Source organism: Mycobacterium paraterrae, assembly GCF_022430545.2.
GTDB classification, from domain to species: domain Bacteria; phylum Actinomycetota; class Actinomycetes; order Mycobacteriales; family Mycobacteriaceae; genus Mycobacterium; species Mycobacterium paraterrae.
In genome coordinates, this window is record NZ_CP092488.2 from 26,192 (window position 1) to 45,415 (window position 19,224).

Sequence of the window (19,224 nt, forward strand, 5' to 3'; positions counted from 1 at the left end):
GGGTACGGGCGCGTTACCTACCGCTTTTCCGCGGCGCGGGCCTCGGCCTCACGGGCAACGAACTGCTTGCGCGCAATCCGCCCCACGTGATCGAAATCCTGCAAAATGCCCTGCAATTCGCATCGAAACGCGACGCGACGCTCGGCCAGGTCGGGGCCCGGCTCGAGCAGATCCTGATCGGCGACGACTTGGCGTGCGGTGTCGAACAGCAGCGTCGACACCGGCTCGCTGCTGCTCACCCGCCCCTGGGCGACGTACTGCTTGCCGACGCCGAGCGCCAACTGGGTGAGTTCTTTACCGCCGATGTCGGCCGGCGCATCGCGGAGGACATCGGCGACGATTTCGTAGGCTTCGAAGAACACCCGGAGCATCGCGTCAGACATCAGCGGTCGCTTGGCGTAGAGCATCGCGTCGATCTCCTCGGCGCCCGCAGCGACGTGCGCTTCCCAGTCCTCGTGCCAGGCCATCTCGTCGGCCACGTTTTGGCGGAATGCCGCCGAGTCGGCGAAGTAGAAGTCGAATTTCAGCAGATCCCGCAGTCGCATCGCCTGCGTCCAGAACGCGTCCAGCCGGTCGCCCTCGACCCGGCCGGCGTACGCCAACGCCAGTTCGACGATCGAAGTTTCCAGGAACGCGTGGATCACCGAGTTGCGGTAGAACGCGGCGGTGTGTTCGTCTTCAGGGGCGATGCGCCACACCGGTTCTCGGCCGCTGTCCACCCGGGTGACGGGATGCCCGTTCGACAGCGAGTCCAACGCCGCACGAACACCGTCGGGTGTTCGCAGCCGCAACGCACTCGTGGACATCGGGGTGTTTTTGCGCTCCAGGTAGTCCAGCGAATCCTGCAGGGTGTGGTGCACCTGAGTCAGCGTCAGGGCCACCCCGTGCGTGGTGAGCAGGAGTGCCGACACCAAGCCGGTCGCGTTCACCGGTGTGGATTGCAGGATGCGCCACGCGACTTCGAACGACATCTTTTGTAGCGCAAGCCGTTTTGCGGCCTCGTCGTTGACCATGTCGCCGTGCGACGGGCCGAGATATTCGCGCATCGAGACGGCTTCGGGAAAGCGCACGTAGATCTTGCCGTAATTGCGCTCACCCTGGGCTTTGATGAAGTTGTACATCCAGCTCAGGCCCTCGGGGCGCTTCTCGCCACCGCGGGCGTAGGCGGCGTATTCGGCGGTCTCGTGCAGCTGGTCGAAGCTGATCGAAACACCTTGCAGCAGGATGTCGTCGCTGCGTCCGTCGAGATACGCGTCCGCGACGTAGCTCATCAATCCGAGCTTGGGCGGCAACATCTTTCCAGTGCGCGAGCGGGTGCCCTCGATCGACCAGCTGAGGTTGAACCGTTTCTCCACCACGTAGCCGACGTACTCTTTGAGCACATACTTGTACAGCGGGTCGTTGCCGATGTTGCGTCGGATGAAAATGGTTCCGGCGCGGCGCATCAGCGGCCCCATGATCCCGAAAGCCAGGTTGACACCGGCGAATACGTGCACGGGCGGAAGCCTGTTCTCCTGCATCGCCACTGGCATGACCGCGCCGTCGATGTAGGACCGATGCGAGAACAGCAGCACCGCCGGATGCGCTTCGAGCGCGGAGCGAAGCGCCGCCACTTGGTATTCGTCGTAGTCGATTTCGCGGTCGAACCCGCGGCTGAACAGCCTGCCGAGGACACCGACGAGGTCGACGGAGACCCGGCTCCACCCGGTGGCGAGTTCGTCGAGCATCTTGCCGGCCTTCTCGAGGTCGGCACCCGGGATCTTCTCCAGGCCGGCGCGGAACCGCGCGGACGCCATGATCTCTGGACGCACCAAGCGCGGTGACTTGTATTGCGGTCCAAGGATTCGGTACTCGGCACGCTCCATCGCCAGCAAGGCGCGGCGGGTGACGAAGTGCGCGAATTCACGCGGGTTGTCACCGACCGTGATGTCGCGCCACTGCTGACGAAGCTCGGAGACCTTGGCGGGTTCACCGGCCACCACCTGAGCACGCGAACGGTCCGCCCTTAGGATGTGGCGCTGTTGACGTTCGCTGGGCTGGTAGGGGTTTCGTCCGGGCAGCAACGCCGTCACCCGGTTCAGGGCCGTCGCGTCGGCCCGCGGCATCCAGAACACCCGAACCGGCATGATCGACCGGTCTTCGTCCAACTCGAGCTGCTCGACGAGCTGGGCGAGCGCACCCGGTGTCGGATTCTGCTCTGGCAGCGCCAGCACTTCGAGCTTCGTCTCGGGGTGGCGAGCGCGCTGCTGGTCCAGCCACGCGGCCAGCAGTTCCGCCTCGATCGGCGACGATGACGCCGCGAGGACCAAGACGTTGTCGGTGGTGCTGATCGAGCTGGTATCGGTGGAGGCGCTCATGATCGCCCCTTCGGCCGCGGCGTATCCGGTTGTGCCTTGGCAGCTTTGCGGGGTGGCGCCTTCGCGGCGGTCTTCTTCGCCGCCGCTTTTTTGGCGACAGCCTTCTTCGCCGGCGCCGCTCCCTTGGCGGGCAAGGCCTTCTTCGCCGGCGCCGACTTTCGCGCAGGCGGCTTCTTCCGGTACACGTCATGGTCGGGAAGTTCGTCGACCGGCCAGTCCGCCAACGCGTCCACGTAGAGCTGGCGGACTTCGGCAATTCGGTCCGACAGTGTTTCCACTGTCCAGTCCTCGACTGGGATCGGCGGGAACACAGCCACGTCCACGGTCCCAGGGTTCATCGTGGTCGAGTTGCGGGCGGCGATGATTTCGGCGTTGCGGATCACGATCGGCACGATCGGTATTCCCACCGCCATCGCCATCCGGAACGGTCCCTTTTTGAATGGCCCGACGCTGGTGGTGTCCAGCCTGGTGCCTTCGGGCGCGATCATGATCGAAAGACCTTGACGCGCACGCTCTTCGACCTGGTGCAATGACTCGATCGCCGCGGCCGGGTTATCTCGATCGATGAAGACCGAGTCGAGCGCCTTGCCCAAAGTCCCCATGATCGGGTCGCCCTCGAGCTCTTTCTTGCCGACCGCGACCCAGTTGTCACGAATCAGCGCGCCGGCGATGACCGGGTCGGCCTGGTTGCGGTGGTTGAAAATGAACACCGCGGGCCGCTGTGCGGTGAGATTTTCTCCGCCAAGGACGTTCAGTTCAACACCGCTGGCGGCCAACAACATCTGCGACCACGTCGCGGTGAAGAAATTGACCCCGCGGCGACGGCTTCGGGTCAGCAACCCGATCCCGACGGCCCCCGCCGCGACCGGCACCACCGAACCGACGCCGGCCAGCGTGCGCAGTTGCGCGGTGATGCCCCCGCCGCTGCGACTCGTGAATCGCAGAATCGGCCAGCCGCGCCGCTTGGCGACCGCGGCCATCTTGCCTTCGGGGTTGGTCGGCCGCGGGTTGCCGACCAGATACATCAGCGCGACGTCTTCGTCACCGTCGGCGTAGAAATAGCTGTCCTTGAGGTCGATTCCGTTCTCGGCGGCGAACTTTTGCACGGCGGCGGCCTTGCCCGGACCCCACAGGATCGGTGCGACCACACCGCCGGTGAGGACACCGTCGTCGTCGGTTTCGAACTTGTTGGTCAGCGTATTCTCGATACCGAGAAAGCGCGCCACCGGAGCAACCTGGATGGTCAGCGCCGAAGAACTGAGCACGACCGTGTGGCCACGAGCCAGGTGAGCGCGTACCAGCTCGCGCATCTCGGGATAGATCCGGGATTCGATGCGCTGCACGAAGAGTCGCTCACCGATCTCGTCGAGGTCGCTGAGCATGCGTCCCCGCAGCGCCGCCGACGCCTTGCCGATGAGCTCTTCGAATTCGATGCGACCGAGTTGGTGATTCAGCCCAGCGGTGACCATGCTGATCAACTCGCCGACACCCATGTCACGGCGGCGCAGGCGCTCCTGGGTCAGGATGATCGCGGTGAAGCCGGCCACCAGAGTTCCGTCCAGGTCGAAGAATGCACCGATCTTCGGCCCCGGCGGGCTGGCCATGATCTCGGCAACCGAACCTGGCAGCCGGAGATCACGCGCCGGCTTCTTCGCCTCGCCGTTCTCTGAACTCATGTGCGCTGCTACTCCTTATCGCTTCGACGTGTCAGAGGCCTCGAACGAGGCGGGCACAGCCTGCGGAGCGGGATCACCTGCCAGCGTGAGGATTTCGTTGAAACCGTCCAACAGGCATTGGGCGAACAACGCCTCGTCGCGGATCGCCGCGCGGTCATACCGCGCCGTAATAGTGCAGTACCCGCCCCGGGAGATCAGCACGACCATCATCGCAACACCGGGTAGCGGGCCAATACCATACTGCCGCAACACTTTTGCTCCGACCAGAAACGTGTCACCCGGATAGACAGGCACGTTGCTGGCCTGTACGTCCGAGCCGACGACCGAACCCGTCATCGATTCCAGCAGTGGGCCGGGCAGCACGCTCAGCACCGGCGCGATCGACCCGATGATGTCCATCGCCGGCTCGTCGCGACGCTGGGTCATCTGCAGGCGGATCTTCTGCATCCGGGTGACCGGATCCTTCGTGCCGATCGGGGCCGCCAGGTTGACGCCGGTGAACCGGTTACCGCCGGCCGCGTCGGATTCGGCCCGCAGGCTGACCGGCACCGCCATCGGCAGCGACGAGGTCGGCACCCCGAGAGCTTCGTGGTAGCGCCCCAGGGCACCGCAGAGGCCGGCCAGGTAGGCGTCGTTGATCGATCCGCCACCGGCTTTCGCGGCACGATGCAGATCGGACAGCAGGATGTCGATGGCCTCGCTACGGGTAGCCAGGCTGCGGCGACGAAGCAACGGAGACGGTTCGGCGGCGCGCCCGACCACCCGAGCGCCGGATCGGGCGTAGTTCAGCACGCCCGAGACCGCGGCGCCGGGACGCGTGACCGCCCGACCAAGTACCGATGCCGCGCCCCACAGCGCGCCGCCCGCTCCCTTGGCGACGTTGACGGGCAAGTTGCTCAGCCCTTCGCGCATCAAGTCGTTGGCCGACAGGTCTTGCGGGATGGGCTGATCCGGGATCGGCTGCGGCGGCGGGTCGCGCTCGAGGTCGTAGATGTGGGCAAACATCTCGACGCTGCCCACACCGTCGGTGACGGCGTGGGACAGGTGCAGCAGCGTCGCGGCCTTACCATCCGGTAGGCCTTCGATGAGGGTGGCCGTCCACAGCGGCCGGGCGATGTCGAGTGGCGACTGCACCATCACCTCAGCGAGATCCAGCACCTGTCGCAACGAGCCGGGTTCCGACACCCGAATCCGGCGGACATGGAAGTCCAGGTTGAAGTCGGGATCGACTACCCACCGAGGCGCGGCCGTCGGCAACGTCGGGACGACGACCTTCTGCCGCAGCCGCAGCACCCGCCGTGAAGCATTCTCGAAGCGAGCCCGGAATCGCTCCCAGTCCGGTGTGCGGTCGAGGATCTCCAGGGCCATGATTCCCGAGCGGGTACGTGGATTCGCCTCGCCGCGGTGCAGCAGGTAATCCACCGGCCCGAGCGCGGTGGGCAGCCCGGCCGCGTCGAGCTGCTCAGCCATCGACAGCCCCCAGCGTCAACGCCGCCTTTGCCACCCAAACCTCCCGTGTCGCCTGGTCCGCGCCCGTGGCGGGGCGCTATGAGCTACTCCAACGTAGTCCGCTTGAAGCGGCGGTGGTAGCCGATTGTCCGGATCAGGGTCCCGACCTGGACACGCGTCCACCGCACCACGAATCAGCCTGTCGTGCGGTGTATTTCGAGAGGTGCAGCCGGTTGCGCGCTATCCCGGCCTAGACGGCCGACATGGCGCGCTGGCTTTGGGCATTGGATTGCGACTGCAAATGCCGTCCGTACACAACACCCAAGAAATCGGCCACGGTGTCCGCGGCCAGTCGTGAACGGACGGTGGCGAACAGGTCGAAAGCGTGATGCGCGTTGGGCAATTCGGCGTAGCCGAGGGTCGAAGCACCGGCTTCGCGAAGTGCGCCGACGAATGCCCGCGCCTGCACGCTAGGGATCACCGAGTCGCTTTCCCCGTGCAACACGAAAAACGGGGGCGCGTCTTTATGAACGTGGTTAATGGGCGAGCCTAGTTCGAACAGCTCGGGATTGTCCTCGTACCGCTCTTTCATGACGAAGAGCTCGAGAAACTGCATCATCATCTCGTGCATCTTCGTGGGGTCGGTCAGGTCGTATACGCCGTAATAAGGCACTGCGGCTTGCACAGTCGTGTCGGCGTCCTCGAAACCGGGCTGCAGGCGCGGATCGTTGGCGGTGAGAGCGACCAGTGCGGCCAGGTGGCCGCCCGCTGAGCCGCCGGTGACCGCGATGAAGTCGGGATCGCCTCCGTAGTCGGCGATGTTCTCGCGCACCCAGGCCAGCGCCCGCTTGACGTCGATGGCGTGCGCCGGCCACGCGTGACGCGGGCTCTTGCAGTAGTCGATCGAGACGCAGACCCACCCGAGTTCGGCCATTCGGCCCATCAGCGGATAACCCTGGGGCCGCCTGCCGTTCACCGTCCAGGCGCCGCCCGGAATTTGCAGCAACACGGGTGCCTTGTCGCCGGGCTTGATGTCGCGGTGGCGCCAGATGTCCAGCATGTTGTCCCGCGCATTGGGGCCGTACACGATGTCCGAGGTCTCCGCCGCGTAGCGCCGGTGACCGCCGGCGGCATGTAGCACTCCCCCGCGGCGCTCCGGCCGGTCGCTGATCGGGTGATGAACCGAGTCGCGGAACTGCTCACCGACGGCGTCCTGCAGGGCGGCAGTGAGGATCCTGTCTGCGCGCTGGGCGGCCCAGCCCGAGGCAACCTTGCCGATCGACAGCGCGCTCACCCCCGCGAGGGCATGTCCAGTGACCACGTGCGGCGCCAATTCCGTGCTGAGCCATCCGGCGAGAAAGCCCGCGACCGTTGGCGAGCCTCTGAGCAGCAGAGATCCTGTGCGGTAGGCTCCTGCCGGCCCGGATGCGAGCCGCACACCGTGGCGCAACATGTCGGCACACGCACGGGAGTAACGCTCCCGGACTTCCAAGACTGTGGTCATGAACTGCCACTCCTCGTCGTTGAGCACACGTCACCAGCGTTCGATACGGCGTAGCCGTTGGTAGCGCACGTGTGTGGCGGGGCTCACTCTAGACCAATTCGCGATCCCGCCAACGCCTTGTGCTCCCGCGTGGCGGAGCGTCTATACCCACATTTTTTGTTGGCTACACTGACCTGCGCCTGGAGTCTGCGGCCCCCGTAGCTCAGCTGGATAGAGCACATGACTTCTAATCTTGTGGTCGCAGGTTCGAGTCCTGCCGGGGGCGCTTTGTCCTTTGTATTACCTCGGGTGATGCTTGACGTTTTGTCTTCGGGTGATGGGCGACAGTGTTTCGGCTGATGCTTTACACCTACTTCGGTTGATCCTTGACACTCCCTAGATGAGGGAGTTGAGCGTGGCTGAGCAGCGGTATCAGGCCGTTTTGGCGGTGATCAGTGATGGGCTGGCGATCTCGCAGGTCGCGTCGAAGGTAGGGGTGTCGCGTCAGACGCTGCACTCGTGGTTGGCCCGCTATGAGGCCGAGGGCCTTGAGGGGTTGGTGGATCGGTCGCATCGGCCGGCGCGCTGTCCGCATCAGATGGCCGCCGAGGTGGAGGCGGCGGTGTTGGAGCTGCGCCGCTCACGGCCGTATTGGGGTCCACGTCGATTGGTGTTCGAATTGGCCAAACGCCACATCACCCCGGTGCCGTCGGAATCGGCGGTGTATCGGGCGTTGGTGCGGGCACAGTTGATCGATCCGCATCTGCGGGATCGCCGCTCCCGCAAGTGGAAACGCTGGGAACGTGGCGCGCCGATGGAGCTGTGGCAGATGGATGTGGTGGGCGGCTTCCCGCTGGCTGATGGCACCAGCGCCAAAGCGCTGACCGGTGTCGATGACCATTCCCGCATGTGTGTCTGTGCCCGGCTGATGACCCGGGAGCGCACCCGGGCGGTCTGCGAGGGGTTACGCGCCGCGCTGGCCACTTATGGGGCACCTGAGCAGATCCTGACCGATAACGGCAAGGTCTTCACTGGCCGGTTTTTTCATCCTCCGGTGGAGGTGCTGTTCGACGCGATCTGTCGTGAGCATGGCATCGAGCACTTGTTGACTCAGCCGCGAAGTCCCACCACGACGGGCAAGATCGAACGGTTTCACCGCAGCCTCCGCGCGGAATTCCTCAGCAGTGCAACACCTTTCGCGTCGTTGAGAGCCGCCCAACAGGCTCTTGACGAGTGGGTCGATGACTACAACCATCATCGGCCACATCAGGCACTGAACATGGACACTCCCGCGCAACGGTTCGCCGCCGCCGCACCGCCCACCCCGCCGTCGAACTCGCCGCGTCCTCGGCAGGACCGCGCCGGTCAACACTGGGTCAGCCGGCGGGTCTGCGCCAACGGCGTCGTGTGCGTGTCCTGGCAGCAAGTCTGCATCGGCCGTCACTACGGCGGCCAACGCTGCGATGTCCACGTCGACGGCGAACTACTGCGGTTCTGGATCGGCGACAACCTGGTCAAAACCGCCGCCCGAACCAGCCATGGCGAGGTACGAAACAAACGTGCCCTACGCACCAGCGCCGGGCACTAAACCACAACACAGAGTGTCAAGGATCAACCGACATAGAATCGTCAACCATCAACCGACCCTGAACAGGGGCGCTTTGTCCTTGTGACGAACGGGTCATTTGTGGCGGATGAGGTCACACGATTAGCTCCGGAGGTGCCCGATGTCCCTGGTCCTGTACAGCGTCGACAACCGCGTCGCGCTGATCACGGTCAACGACCCGGATCGACGCAACGCGGTGACGAGCGCCATGTCCGCTGAATTGCGCGCCGCGGTGGAACGGGCCCAGGCCGACCCTGCCGTCCACGCGGTGGTGGTCACCGGTACCGGCAAGGCGTTCTGCGCCGGCGCCGATCTCAGTGCCCTGGGCAGCGCCGCCGAAGAAGGATTACGCCGGCTCTACGACGGGTTCATGGCCGTCGGCAAGTGCACGCTGCCCACCATTGCCGCGGTCAACGGCCCAGCCGTCGGCGCGGGGCTGAATTTGGCGCTGGCTGCCGACGTTCGGATCGCTGGTCCGAACGCCTTGTTCGACGCCCGTTTTCAGAAGTTGGGCATTCACCCGGGTGGGGGCGCGACGTGGATGCTGCAGCGCGCTGTGGGACCGCAGGTGGCCCGGGCCGCGTTGTTGTTCGGCATGCGCTTCGACGCGGAATCTGCTGTGCGGCATGGCCTTGCGCTCAGCGTCGCCGAGGACCCGGTAGCGGCGGCGCTGGAGCTGGCAGCCGGTCCGGCCGCCGCGCCGCGCGAGGTGGTGCTGGCGACCAAGGCCACCATGCGCTCCACCGCCAGCCCGGGTTCACTCGACGTGGACCTGCACGAGCAGGCCAAGGACACCGAACTGGGACCGCAGGCCCACTCGATCCAGTCTCCCGAGTTTGCGGCGCGGCTCGCCGCGGCGCAGCGCCGTTAGCCCCGACCTTTTACGAGGGTGCTTCACCCGCGAGGTGCACAATCCGTTCGGCTCGCCGCAGCACCGGCGCATCCACCATGAGTCCGTTGTATGCAAACACGCCGCGCTCGCCGGCGGAGGCGGCGAGGACCTGGCGTGCCCAGTCGACCTGTTCGGCCGACGGGGCATAGCCGGCCCGAATCACGGGCACCTGGCTGGGATGAATAGCAACCTTCGCGTCGAAGCCGACGGCCACCGCGTCGTCGACTTCGCCGCGCAGTCCGTCGAGGTTCTTGATGTCGAGATAGACCGAATCCAAGGCGAGGCGGCCATACGCCTTGGCGGCCAACAGCGATTGCGAGCGAACGTGGCGGGCCACCTCGCGGTAGCTGCCGTCCGGGTAGCGGTTAGCGGTGCCCCCGAGGACGGCGAACAGGTCTTCGGCACCCCACATCACCGCGATGGCGTTGTCCACCTGGACGGTCTCGGTGACGGCCAGCGCGCCCAGGGGTGATTCGACCAGCACGATGACGTTCAGTGGCGCAAGGGCGCTGACGTGTTCGACCGCTTCGCATTTGGGGAGCATGACGGTGTCGTACGCGGTGTCCTTCAGCGCTTGTAGATCCAGTTCCTGATCTTCGGTGCCGAATTGGTTGACGCGCACCACAGTTCGCGACGGGTCGAGCGGGACGTCGACCAGAGACTTGCGGGCGGCGGGTCGGTCAGCGGCCGCGCAGCCGTCCTCGAGATCGAGGATCACGACATCGGCTGCCGCGGCGGCCTTTTCGTAGCGCTCGTGGCGGTCGGCCGGGCAGAACAGCCATGCCGGGCCGGGATTGGTCAGCGGCATCAGTTGTCGCCCTCCGATGGCCGCATCCGCACCATCGTCTTGCGGTTGGCGGTGGCCACCACGTCGCCGTACTGGTTGCGACCCGTGTGCGCGAACGTGACGATGCCCTCGCCCGGACGACTCTTGGATGCTCGCTTCTCGAGGATGACCGACTCTGCGTACAACGTGTCACCGTGGAAAAGTGGCTTGGGAAAAGCGATCTCGGAGAACCCGAGGTTGCCGACGATCGTGCCCTGGGTCAACTGGGCGACCGACAATCCGACCAGGGTCGACAGGGTGAACATGGAGTTGACCAGCCGCTGATTGAAGGGCGGCAGCGCGTCGGAGAACGCCGCGTCCAGGTGCAGGGCCTGGGTGTTCATCGTCAGCGTCGTGAACAACACATTGTCGGCCTCGGTGATCGTGCGGCCCGGGCGATGCAGGTAGCGCACGCCTGTCTCGAATTCCTCGAACCACAAACCCCGCTGGACGACGTCACGGAACACCTCGGTCACAGCCCGTTGGTTCGTCTCGTTCCCGTCGGTCACTGACGTTCCCTCCGCTCAGTCGACTTCACAGCCCGACCTCTCGACCGATCAGCATCAGCTGCACCTCCGTGGTCCCCTCGCCGATCTCCAGAATCTTGCTGTCCCGGTAGTGCCGGGCCACGGTGAACTCGTTCATGAAGCCGTACCCGCCGTGAACCTGGGTGGCGTCGCGGGCGTTGTCCATCGCCGCCTCGCTGGCGACCAGTTTGGCGATTGCCGCCTGCTTCTTGAACGGTTTGCCGGCCAGCATCAACGCCGCGGCGTCGTAGTACGCGGTGCGCGCGGTGTGGGCGCGCGCCTCCATCCGCGCGATGGTGAATGCGATGGACTGGTAACGGCCGATTGCCTGCCCGAAAGCCTCGCGCTCCTTGGCGTACTTCACACTCTCGTCGACACAGCCCTGCGCGACGCCGGTCGACAGCGCGGCGATCGCAATCCGGCCTTCGTCGAGGATGCGCAGGAAGTTGGCGTAGCCGCGGCCGCGTTCACCGAGCAGGTTTTCCTCGGGCACCCGCACGTCGTCGAAGCTCAGCGGGTGGGTGTCGGATGCGTTCCAGCCGACCTTGTCGTAAGGGGGCTCGACGGTGAATCCCTTCGCGGGCGTCGGCACCAGGATCGACGAGATCTCCTTCTTGCCGTCGCGGTCACCGGTCACCGCGGTGACGGTGACGAGCTTGGTGATGTCGGTTCCGGAGTTGGTGATGAACTGCTTGGAACCGTTGATCACCCAGTGCCCGTCGTCGAGATGCGCGGTGGTCTTGGTCGCGCCGGCGTCAGTGCCACCACCGGGCTCGGTCAACCCGAACGCGCCCAAGGCACGGCCACTGGCCAACTGCGGCAACCACTCCTGCTTCTGCGCGTCGGTGCCGAACCGATAGACGGGCATGGCGCCCAGCGAGACGCCGGCCTCGAGGGTGATCGCTACGCTCTGGTCGACCTTGCCCAGTTCCTCCAACGCCAGGCACAGCGCGAAGTAGTCACCGCCCATGCCGCCGAATTCCTCGGGGAAGGGCAGCCCGAACAGGCCCATCTCGGCCATCCCGGCCACCACCTCGTACGGGAACGAGTGCTCCGCGTCATGCTTGGCGGCTACCGGCGCGACCACACTCTGGGCGAAGTCGCGGACCGTCTTGGCCAGCTGTTGGTATTCGTCCGGGAGCGTCCCGGTCGACAAGAAATCACTCATGCGCACTATCCTCTATCCGTATTGCGTTGCTGCTGGCTGTAATTCGGGCCAGCGGCTGGCCCACCTTGACTTGGTCGCCGGCCGCGACGAGGAGCTCGACCACGCCGTCGACGGGCGCCATCAGCGCATGCTCCATCTTCATCGCCTCGACGGTCACCACCACCGTGCCGGCCTCGACCACGTCGCCGTGCTCGACTCCGACCGCGACGACCGCGCCGGGCATCGGGCTGGTCAGCTCGGCATCCCCATTGTGTTCTTCGTCCTCGCGGACCGGTGCTTCGCGCACCTCGTCGAGCACCGCGACGGCACCGTCACCGGCCAGCCAGATCGTGCCGTCCTGTACCGCGACCGTGTAGGTGACGCGCAATCCGTCGAGCGTCACCGTCAGCCGGTCGCCGGCCAAAGCGGCCTGCAGCGAACGGGATTCACCGTCTTCGATGCGTACTTCGGCGGCATCCGGGGCGCCGACGATGTGTACGTGGTCGGTGCGCTCCCCTGACCGCAATCGGATGCTCACCGGCGCCCGGCGGCCGACGCGCCACCCGGACGGCACCTCCCACAGGTCGGCGCCCGCGGCGGGAAATCGGCGCAGCCACTGTACGGCGGCTGCGGCGACGAAGTGCTCGTCGCCGGTCGGGACCGCCACGAAGTCACCGGCACGACGGTCCAGCAACCCGGTGTCGAGCCGGCCGGCGACGACGTCGGGGTCACCCAGCAGGAACCGCAGGAACTCGATGTTGGTGACGACGCCGAGCACCGCAGTCTCGCCCAAGGCTCGATCCAGGGTGCGCAACGCCGTGGCCCGGTCTGGTCCGTAGGCAATGACTTTCGCGAGCATCGGGTCGTAATCGCTGCCGACGACCATTCCCGCGGACAGGCCCGAATCGACCCGAACGCCGGGCGCGCCGGACTCCGTCACCGCCAACACGTCACCGCCGGTGGGCAGGAAGCCGTTGGCCGGATCCTCGGCGTACACCCGGGCTTCGATCGCGTGTCCCCGCAGCGCGATATCGGCCTGATCGACGGTCAGCTTTTCCCCCGCCGCAATCCGGACTTGCCATTCGACCAGGTCCCATCCGGTCACCAGCTCGGTGACCGGATGCTCGACCTGCAGACGGGTGTTCATCTCCATGAAGAAGAACTCGTCAGGACGGTCGGCGGAAACGATGAACTCCACCGTGCCCGCGCCGGTGTAGGCCACGCTGCGCGCGGTGTCGCACGCGGCGGCGCCGATCCGGGCGCGCGTCTCCTCGTCGAGTAGGGGGGACGGCGCCTCTTCGATCACCTTTTGATGGCGGCGTTGCAGGCTGCATTCTCGCTCGCCGAAGTGCACCACGTTGCCGTGGCCATCGGCCAGCACTTGGACCTCGATATGTCTGGGGCGCAGCACGAATCGCTCTAGGAACAAGGTGTCGTCACCGAACGCGGCGGCGGACTCACGGCGTGCGCTGACCAGCGCGGCGGGCAGGTCGGCCGGCTGCTCGACCATCCGCATGCCTTTGCCGCCACCGCCAGCGGAGGGCTTGACCAGAACCGGGTAGCCGATGTCGTCGGCGGCGGCGATCAATTCCTTGTCGCTCAGGCCGGGCCGTGCAATACCCGGAACGACTGGCACGCCGAAAGCCGACACCGTGGTTTTCGCGGCGATCTTGTCGCCCATGGTCTGGATGGCACCCACCGGCGGGCCGATGAACGCGATTCCGGCCTTCTCGAGGGCCGCCGCGAATTCGGCGTTCTCCGAGAGGAAGCCGTAACCGGGATGAACCGCTTCAGCGCCGGTCCGCACCGCAGCGTCGACGATCGCCGAGACATTGAGGTAACTGCTGCGCGCCGCCGCCGGGCCGATCGCGACGGCCACGTCTGCCTCCGCGACATGGCGTGCGCCTGCGTCGGCGTCGCTGTACACCGCGACGGATCGGATGCCCATCGTCGTGAGCGTACGCATCACCCGGACGGCGATCTCGCCGCGGTTGGCTACCAGAACCGTGTGGAATCCCATCGCGCTACATCCGGAAAACGCCGTAGGAGACCGGATCGACCGGTGCTGTGGATGTGACCGAAAGTGCCAGGCCGACAACGGTTCTGGTGTCGGCAGGATCAATCACCCCGTCGTCCCAGAGCCGGGCTGTCGAATAGTACGGATTGCCCTGGTGTTCATACTGGGCGCGGATCGGGGCCTTCAACGCTTCTTCCTCCTCGGCGGTCATCTCGCCACGCACCGTCGCCAGCACCGATGCCGCCTGTTCACCGCCCATGACCGATATCCGCGCGTTCGGCCACATCCACAGGAAGCGTGGCGAATACGCCCGGCCACACATCGAATAGTTGCCCGCGCCGTACGACCCGCCGATGACCACGGTGAGCTTCGGCACACGTGCGCACGCCACCGCGGTCACCATCTTGGCGCCATGTTTGGCGATTCCGCCGGCCTCGTATTCACGGCCGACCATGAATCCGGAAATGTTCTGCAGGAACAACAGCGGGACCATCCGCTTGTCGCACAGTTCGATGAAATGCGCTCCCTTGACGGCGGATTCGGAAAACAGCACGCCGTTGTTGGCGATGATTCCCACCGGGTGGCCGTGAATGTGCGCGAACCCGGTGACCAGGGTGGACCCGTATTCCGCCTTGAACTCGGCGAATTCGCTGCCGTCGACCAGGCGGTTGATGACGTGGTGCACGTCGTAGGGAATCCGCGGATCGACGGGAACCACGTCGTAGAGCTCGGCCTGGTCGGCGATCGGGTCTTCGGCGGGTCGCACATCCCAGATGCGGGGCTCCCGTGGACCCAGGGTCGATACGATGCGCCGCACGATCCGCAACGCGTCGCGGTCGTCATGGGCAAGGTGGTCGGTGACCCCGGATGTCTTCGAATGCAGTTCTCCGCCACCGAGGTCCTCGGCCGAGACCACTTCGCCGGTGGCCGCTTTCACCAGCGGCGGCCCGCCGAGAAAGATGGTGCCCTGGTTGCGGACGATCACGGCTTCGTCGCTCATCGCCGGGACGTAGGCCCCACCGGCCGTGCACGATCCCAGCACCGCGGCGATCTGCGGGATGCCTTGCGCGCTGAGATTGGCCTGGTTGTAGAAGATCCGGCCGAAATGGTCCCGATCGGGGAACACCTCGTCCTGCCGCGGCAGAAACGCACCGCCCGAGTCGACGAGATAGATGCACGGCAGTCGATTCTGCGCCGCGATCTCTTGCGCGCGGAGGTGCTTTTTGACCGTAATCGGGTAGTACGTGCCACCTTTGACCGTCGCGTCGTTGGCCACGATCATGCATTCACGGCCCGAGACACGGCCGATCCCGGTAATGATGCCGGCCCCTGGACACTCGTCGTCGTACATCCCGTCGGCGGCCAGTGGCGCGATCTCGAGTAGCGGGCTGCCGGGGTCGAGCAGCCCGTCGACGCGGTCGCGCGGCAACAGCTTGCCGCGGTCGACATGACGGGCGCGGGATCGTTCCGATCCACCCAGTGCAGCCGTCGCGAGTTTGCCACGCAACTGTTCGACGAGTGCGGTGTGCGCCGTGCGGTTTTCCGCCGGTGAGGTCATCGGTTACACGCCATTTTCGGTTAATGGTCACTAACTCGTGCTATGTTAGTGGTGATTAACCGAACTGTCCAGGGAGGCGGAATGGCGGCGACCGCTCCGGCCAACCCCAGCGGGCACTCGTCCGAACCGAACCCTCGCAGCAGGCGCAAATCGGACCGCCGCCTCCAGCTGCTGGGGGCCGCCGAGCGCCTGTTCGCCGAACGGGGTTTCCTGGCGGTACGACTCGAGGACATCGGTGCGGCCGCCGGAGTGAGCGGGCCCGCCATCTACCGGCATTTTCCTAACAAGGAATCGCTGTTGGTCGAGCTGCTGGTCGGGATCAGCACGCGACTGCTGGACGGTGCGCGAGACGTCCAGTCCCGCGAAAAGGACGCGGCGGCAGCACTGGACGGCTTGATCGACTTCCACCTCGACTTCGCGCTGGGCGAGCCGGACCTCATCCGGATTCAGGACCGCGATCTCGCCTACCTGCCCGCCGCCGCCGAACGCCAGGTGCGGCGGGCGCAGCGGCAGTACGTCGAAATCTGGGTGGGCGTGCTGCGGCGGGTCGAGCCGCAACTGGCCGAGACCGATGCTCGGCTGATGGCACACGCCGCCTTCGGCCTGCTCAACTCCACACCACACAGCCTCAAGCCAGACGGCGCGGCACGGTCCCGGGCGGTGATGCGGGCGATGACAGTCGCCGCGCTGACCGCTCATCCGCCGCCGGCGTGAAGCCATTTTCACTGTTATTCAGACGTTTCAGCGCCGACTGTTGTGCTGCAGGTACCCTGCAGAAATGAGGTGGGCATGAGCGATCGACGTCATCCCGAATACACCCGTTCAACCCAGGAGCGGACCGAGCAAACTCAACGGCTGAGCCAGCCGTACCGTCCCTATGTCGATCCGGCCTACAGCGGCCAGCCGTCATACCCGCCGCCGCCCTACTCCCGCGGGTCGTACGATCCCAACTCGGCAAACCCCACCGACAGGCTTCCCCAGTACTGGCTACGGGATCAGCCGCCGTCGAACCAGCCGCCGCTCGAGCCCGATCCCGACAAGCCCAGGGCGCCGCGCTGGCTGTGGATCGCCGCGGCCGCAGCGGTGGTGCTGGTGAGCGCCCTGGTCATCGCCCTGGTGATCGCCAATGGCACGGCGCGAAAGCAGACCGCGGTGCCTGCGCTGCCGTCGACCCCGAGCTCGCACCAGCCAGCCCCGGTAGTCCCCAACTCTCCGTCGCACTCGGCCCAAGCGCCCCAGCCGGCCACCCCCGAGCCGAGCCAGTCCACGGACCCGAACGCGATGCAGACCGTGGTGTACAACGTCACCGGTGAGGGCCGCGCGATCAGCATCACCTACGTGGACAACGACGGCATGATGCAGACCGAGTTCAATGTCCCCTTGCCGTGGTCCAAAGAAGTCAGTTTGCCCGAATCGGGCAGCAAGACGCCCAACGTCACGATCGTCAACATCGGCCACGACGTGAGCTGCACGGTGACCGTCGACGGGGTCGAGGTCAACGAGCGCAACGGCGCCGGGCTGACCATATGCAACGGCAACGGCTAAGCCCGCCGCGGCACGCGCACCGGCAGCAGCCCCACCAGACCTGCCGTCACGACCAGCAGCAAGCCCGCCATCCCGGCCCGTTCGGCGTGAAATTGATCGACGAACACCGAATAAAGCAGCGGCGCGATAAACGTCACGGCCCGACCCGTCATCGTGAAAAGGCCGAAGGCCACGCCCTCCTTGCCGTCGCTGGCGAGTCGCAGCAGCAGGGTACGGGCAGACGCCTGAGCCGGCCCGATGAACGCGCAGAGCAGCAACCCGGTGACCCAGAACGCCTGTGGTCCCGACAGCAGCATCATCGCCAGTCCCGCCGCGAGGATGCTGCTCAGCGCCCCGATGATCACCGGTTTAGATCCGAACTTGTCGTCGAGGATGCCACCGATGACGGCGCCGACGGCGGCAACGATGCAAAACGCCACGCCGAACATGGGCACCACGGCCGGCGAGATTCCGTACGCTTTGACGCCCAGCACGCCACCGAACTGCGTGACGCCTGCCAGCCCGTCACGAAACACCGCGGCAGCCAACAGGTAGAAGACGAGGTTGCGGTCGCGGCGCCACTCCCCGACCAGGTCCTGCCACAGTTTGCGGTAGCCGCCCAGGACCCCACGCGCGGAGACCGGAACGTCGACCGGCGAAGGTAACCGGTAGGCGGTGAGTAGCAACGGCAGCGCGAATACCGTGAACCACCCGGCGGCCACCAGCATCGCGATCCTGATGTTCATCCCGTCAGCGGCGGGCAGGTGCAGCAGGCCGCGGGTGGCACCCTCACCGGAAATGCAGCCGTACAGCACCACCAGCAGCAGTCCGACGCTACCGACGAAGGCCGCCGTCAACCCCAGCCCCGAGATACGACCGGAGTTGCGCGGCGTCGAGAGCTGACGCAGCATCGCGTTGTACGGGACGCTGGCCAGGTCGCCGCACGCCGCGCCGATGCCGAGCAACGCCAGTCCCAGCCAGAAGTAACCCGGGCTTTCGCGAATCAGACTCATGGCGCTGACCAATGCCACCACCAGAGCCGTCAGCGCGGTCAGGGTCAGGCGCCGCCGGCGCGGGTTGTCGGCCCAAACGCCGATCATCGGCGCGAGCAGCGCAACCATCACCCCGGAGATGGCCAGTGCGCGACCGAGCCAACTCGCCGGAGTGGCGCCCGCCGGTGCGCCTTTGCCGACCGCGGTGGTCAGGTACACCGAGAACACAAACGTCACGACCACTGCGGTCACGCCGGCCGCGCCGGTGTCCCACAGTGCCCACGCGAGCACCTGGGATCTCTTGACTGGCCGCGAAGCGTCGGCGGTGGATTCAGACATCGTCCGCCTGTTTACCATTAGCGCATGCCGGTACCCGCCCCTAGTCCCGACGCTCGCGCAGTTGTCACCGGAGCTTCACAAAACATCGGCGAAGCGCTGGCCACCGAATTGGCCGCCCGCGGTCACAACCTCATCATCACCGCCCGCCGCGAGGATCTGCTGAACAGCGTGGCCGAGCGCCTTACCGAGAAGTACGGCGTCGTCGTCGAAGTCCGTCCCGCGGATCTCGCCGACACCGCGGACCGCGCGAAACTCATCGACGAGTTGGCCAGCCGAGACATTTCGATCCTGTGCGCCAACGCGGGTACCGCGACATTCGGCCCGGTGGCGACGCTGGATCCCGAGGTGGAACGCACGCAGGTGCAGCTCAATGCCGTCGCAGTTCACGACATGGTGTTGGCGGTGCTGCCGGGCATGCTCCAGCGCAAGGCCGGTGGCATCTTGATTTCCGGCTCAGCAGCGGGCAATTCGCCGATCCCGTACAACGCGACCTACGCCGCGACGAAGGCGTTCGCCAATACCTTCAGCGAGTCGCTGCGCGGCGAACTGCGCAAGACCGGTGTGCATGTGACGGTGTTGGCGCCTGGGCCGGTGCGCACCGAGCTGCCGGGACCGGCCGACGCGTCGATCGTCGAGAAGCTGGTACCCAACTTCTTGTGGATCTCCACCGAATACACGGCGAAGAAATCGCTGGATGCGTTGGACCGCAACAAGATGCGCGTCGTCCCGGGCGTCACTTCCAAAGCGATGTCGACAGCCAGCCAGTACTCGCCGCGCGCGATTGTCGCGCCGATCGTCGGGCGTTTCTACAAGAAGATGGGCGGCGGCTAG

General features: G+C 65.9%; 15 protein-coding genes and 1 tRNA gene. 6 read left to right on the forward strand and 10 right to left on the reverse strand.

Annotated elements, in window-relative coordinates; genetic code table 11:
- Positions 1-17: 17 nt before the first annotated feature.
- The 4 genes from MKK62_RS00115 to MKK62_RS00130 form a co-directional block, all read right to left on the reverse strand.
- Positions 18-2,357, reverse strand: a complete 2,340-nt coding sequence (locus tag MKK62_RS00115) for a glycerol-3-phosphate 1-O-acyltransferase (protein WP_434085003.1) — start codon at positions 2,355-2,357, stop codon at positions 18-20.
- Positions 2,354-4,033, reverse strand: coding sequence for an HAD-IB family hydrolase/lysophospholipid acyltransferase family protein (locus MKK62_RS00120; protein WP_240262969.1), 1,680 nt, complete (start codon positions 4,031-4,033; stop codon positions 2,354-2,356). The genes MKK62_RS00115 and MKK62_RS00120 overlap by 4 nt, the downstream gene beginning before the upstream one ends.
- Before the next feature lie 15 nt (positions 4,034-4,048).
- A complete protein-coding gene (locus MKK62_RS00125; protein WP_240262968.1) occupies positions 4,049-5,503 on the reverse strand; it encodes a wax ester/triacylglycerol synthase family O-acyltransferase in 1,455 nt (484 codons plus the stop codon).
- Positions 5,504-5,732: 229 nt separating this feature from the next.
- Positions 5,733-6,935 (reverse strand): alpha/beta hydrolase, encoded by a 1,203-nt coding sequence (locus tag MKK62_RS00130; protein WP_240263904.1) that lies wholly within the window; start codon positions 6,933-6,935, stop codon positions 5,733-5,735.
- Between the two features lie 242 nt (positions 6,936-7,177).
- Between MKK62_RS00130 and MKK62_RS00135 the strand changes: the two genes are divergently transcribed.
- The 3 genes from MKK62_RS00135 to MKK62_RS00145 all read left to right on the forward strand — a co-directional run bounded on the left by MKK62_RS00135 (position 7,178) and on the right by MKK62_RS00145 (position 9,442).
- Positions 7,178-7,251: transfer RNA gene (locus tag MKK62_RS00135), tRNA-Arg, on the forward strand.
- Between the two features lie 114 nt (positions 7,252-7,365).
- On the forward strand, positions 7,366-8,553 hold the full coding sequence (locus MKK62_RS00140; protein ID WP_240262967.1) for an IS481 family transposase: 1,188 nt from the start codon (positions 7,366-7,368) through the stop codon (positions 8,551-8,553).
- A gap of 139 nt (positions 8,554-8,692) precedes the next feature.
- On the forward strand, positions 8,693-9,442 hold the full coding sequence (locus MKK62_RS00145) for an enoyl-CoA hydratase (RefSeq protein WP_240262966.1): 750 nt from the start codon (positions 8,693-8,695) through the stop codon (positions 9,440-9,442).
- Positions 9,443-9,452: 10 nt separating this feature from the next.
- Here the strand turns inward: MKK62_RS00145 and MKK62_RS00150 are convergent, their stop codons facing one another.
- From MKK62_RS00150 to MKK62_RS00170, 5 genes are all read right to left on the reverse strand, one after another.
- Complete coding sequence (locus MKK62_RS00150; protein ID WP_240262965.1) at positions 9,453-10,271, reverse strand: HpcH/HpaI aldolase/citrate lyase family protein; 819 nt, start codon at positions 10,269-10,271, stop codon at positions 9,453-9,455.
- Complete coding sequence (locus MKK62_RS00155; protein WP_240263903.1) at positions 10,271-10,756, reverse strand: MaoC family dehydratase; 486 nt, start codon at positions 10,754-10,756, stop codon at positions 10,271-10,273. The genes MKK62_RS00150 and MKK62_RS00155 overlap by 1 nt, the downstream gene beginning before the upstream one ends.
- A 67-nt stretch (positions 10,757-10,823) precedes the next feature.
- Entirely contained in the window at positions 10,824-11,984 is a 1,161-nt protein-coding gene (locus MKK62_RS00160; RefSeq protein ID WP_240262964.1) for an acyl-CoA dehydrogenase family protein, read from the reverse strand.
- Positions 11,977-13,983, reverse strand: a complete 2,007-nt coding sequence (locus MKK62_RS00165) for an acetyl-CoA carboxylase biotin carboxylase subunit (protein ID WP_240262963.1) — start codon at positions 13,981-13,983, stop codon at positions 11,977-11,979. The genes MKK62_RS00160 and MKK62_RS00165 overlap by 8 nt, the downstream gene beginning before the upstream one ends.
- 4 nt (positions 13,984-13,987) lie before the next feature.
- Positions 13,988-15,538, reverse strand: coding sequence for a carboxyl transferase domain-containing protein (locus MKK62_RS00170; protein ID WP_240262962.1), 1,551 nt, complete (start codon positions 15,536-15,538; stop codon positions 13,988-13,990).
- 81 nt (positions 15,539-15,619) lie between these two features.
- Here MKK62_RS00170 and MKK62_RS00175 point away from each other — a divergent pair, with 81 nt between their 5' ends.
- Together MKK62_RS00175 and MKK62_RS00180 are read left to right on the forward strand one after the other, a co-directional pair.
- Complete coding sequence (locus tag MKK62_RS00175) at positions 15,620-16,252, forward strand: SACE_7040 family transcriptional regulator (RefSeq protein ID WP_240262961.1); 633 nt, start codon at positions 15,620-15,622, stop codon at positions 16,250-16,252.
- Between the two features lie 75 nt (positions 16,253-16,327).
- Positions 16,328-17,083, forward strand: a complete 756-nt coding sequence (locus MKK62_RS00180) for an MmpS family transport accessory protein (RefSeq protein ID WP_240262960.1) — start codon at positions 16,328-16,330, stop codon at positions 17,081-17,083.
- Here the strand turns inward: MKK62_RS00180 and MKK62_RS00185 are convergent.
- Complete coding sequence (locus MKK62_RS00185; RefSeq protein WP_240262959.1) at positions 17,080-18,393, reverse strand: MFS transporter; 1,314 nt, start codon at positions 18,391-18,393, stop codon at positions 17,080-17,082. The genes MKK62_RS00180 and MKK62_RS00185 overlap by 4 nt on opposite strands.
- 24 nt (positions 18,394-18,417) lie before the next feature.
- On the opposite strand from MKK62_RS00185, the gene cmrA reads away from it, so the two are divergent.
- A complete protein-coding gene (cmrA, locus tag MKK62_RS00190; protein WP_240262958.1) occupies positions 18,418-19,224 on the forward strand; it encodes a mycolate reductase in 807 nt (268 codons plus the stop codon).

Bases quoted from the DNA above. Each gene is read 5' to 3' on its own strand.
- MKK62_RS00120 (WP_240262969.1), bottom strand. From the start codon at position 4,033: ATGAGTTCAGAGAACGGCGAGGCGAAGAAGCCGGCGCGTGATCTCCGG.
- MKK62_RS00175 (WP_240262961.1), top strand. From the start codon at position 15,620: ATGGCGGCGACCGCTCCGGCCAACCCCAGCGGGCACTCGTCCGAACCG.
- cmrA (WP_240262958.1), top strand. From the start codon at position 18,418: ATGCCGGTACCCGCCCCTAGTCCCGACGCTCGCGCAGTTGTCACCGGA.
- MKK62_RS00180 (WP_240262960.1), top strand. From the start codon at position 16,328: ATGAGCGATCGACGTCATCCCGAATACACCCGTTCAACCCAGGAGCGG.
- MKK62_RS00140 (WP_240262967.1), top strand. From the start codon at position 7,366: ATGAGGGAGTTGAGCGTGGCTGAGCAGCGGTATCAGGCCGTTTTGGCG.
- MKK62_RS00165 (WP_240262963.1), bottom strand. From the start codon at position 13,983: ATGGGATTCCACACGGTTCTGGTAGCCAACCGCGGCGAGATCGCCGTC.
- MKK62_RS00130 (WP_240263904.1), bottom strand. From the start codon at position 6,935: ATGTTGCGCCACGGTGTGCGGCTCGCATCCGGGCCGGCAGGAGCCTAC.
- MKK62_RS00160 (WP_240262964.1), bottom strand. From the start codon at position 11,984: ATGAGTGATTTCTTGTCGACCGGGACGCTCCCGGACGAATACCAACAG.
- MKK62_RS00170 (WP_240262962.1), bottom strand. From the start codon at position 15,538: ATGACCTCACCGGCGGAAAACCGCACGGCGCACACCGCACTCGTCGAA.
- MKK62_RS00115 (WP_434085003.1), bottom strand. From the start codon at position 2,357: ATGAGCGCCTCCACCGATACCAGCTCGATCAGCACCACCGACAACGTC.
- MKK62_RS00185 (WP_240262959.1), bottom strand. From the start codon at position 18,393: ATGTCTGAATCCACCGCCGACGCTTCGCGGCCAGTCAAGAGATCCCAG.
- MKK62_RS00150 (WP_240262965.1), bottom strand. From the start codon at position 10,271: ATGCCGCTGACCAATCCCGGCCCGGCATGGCTGTTCTGCCCGGCCGAC.
- MKK62_RS00125 (WP_240262968.1), bottom strand. From the start codon at position 5,503: ATGGCTGAGCAGCTCGACGCGGCCGGGCTGCCCACCGCGCTCGGGCCG.
- MKK62_RS00145 (WP_240262966.1), top strand. From the start codon at position 8,693: ATGTCCCTGGTCCTGTACAGCGTCGACAACCGCGTCGCGCTGATCACG.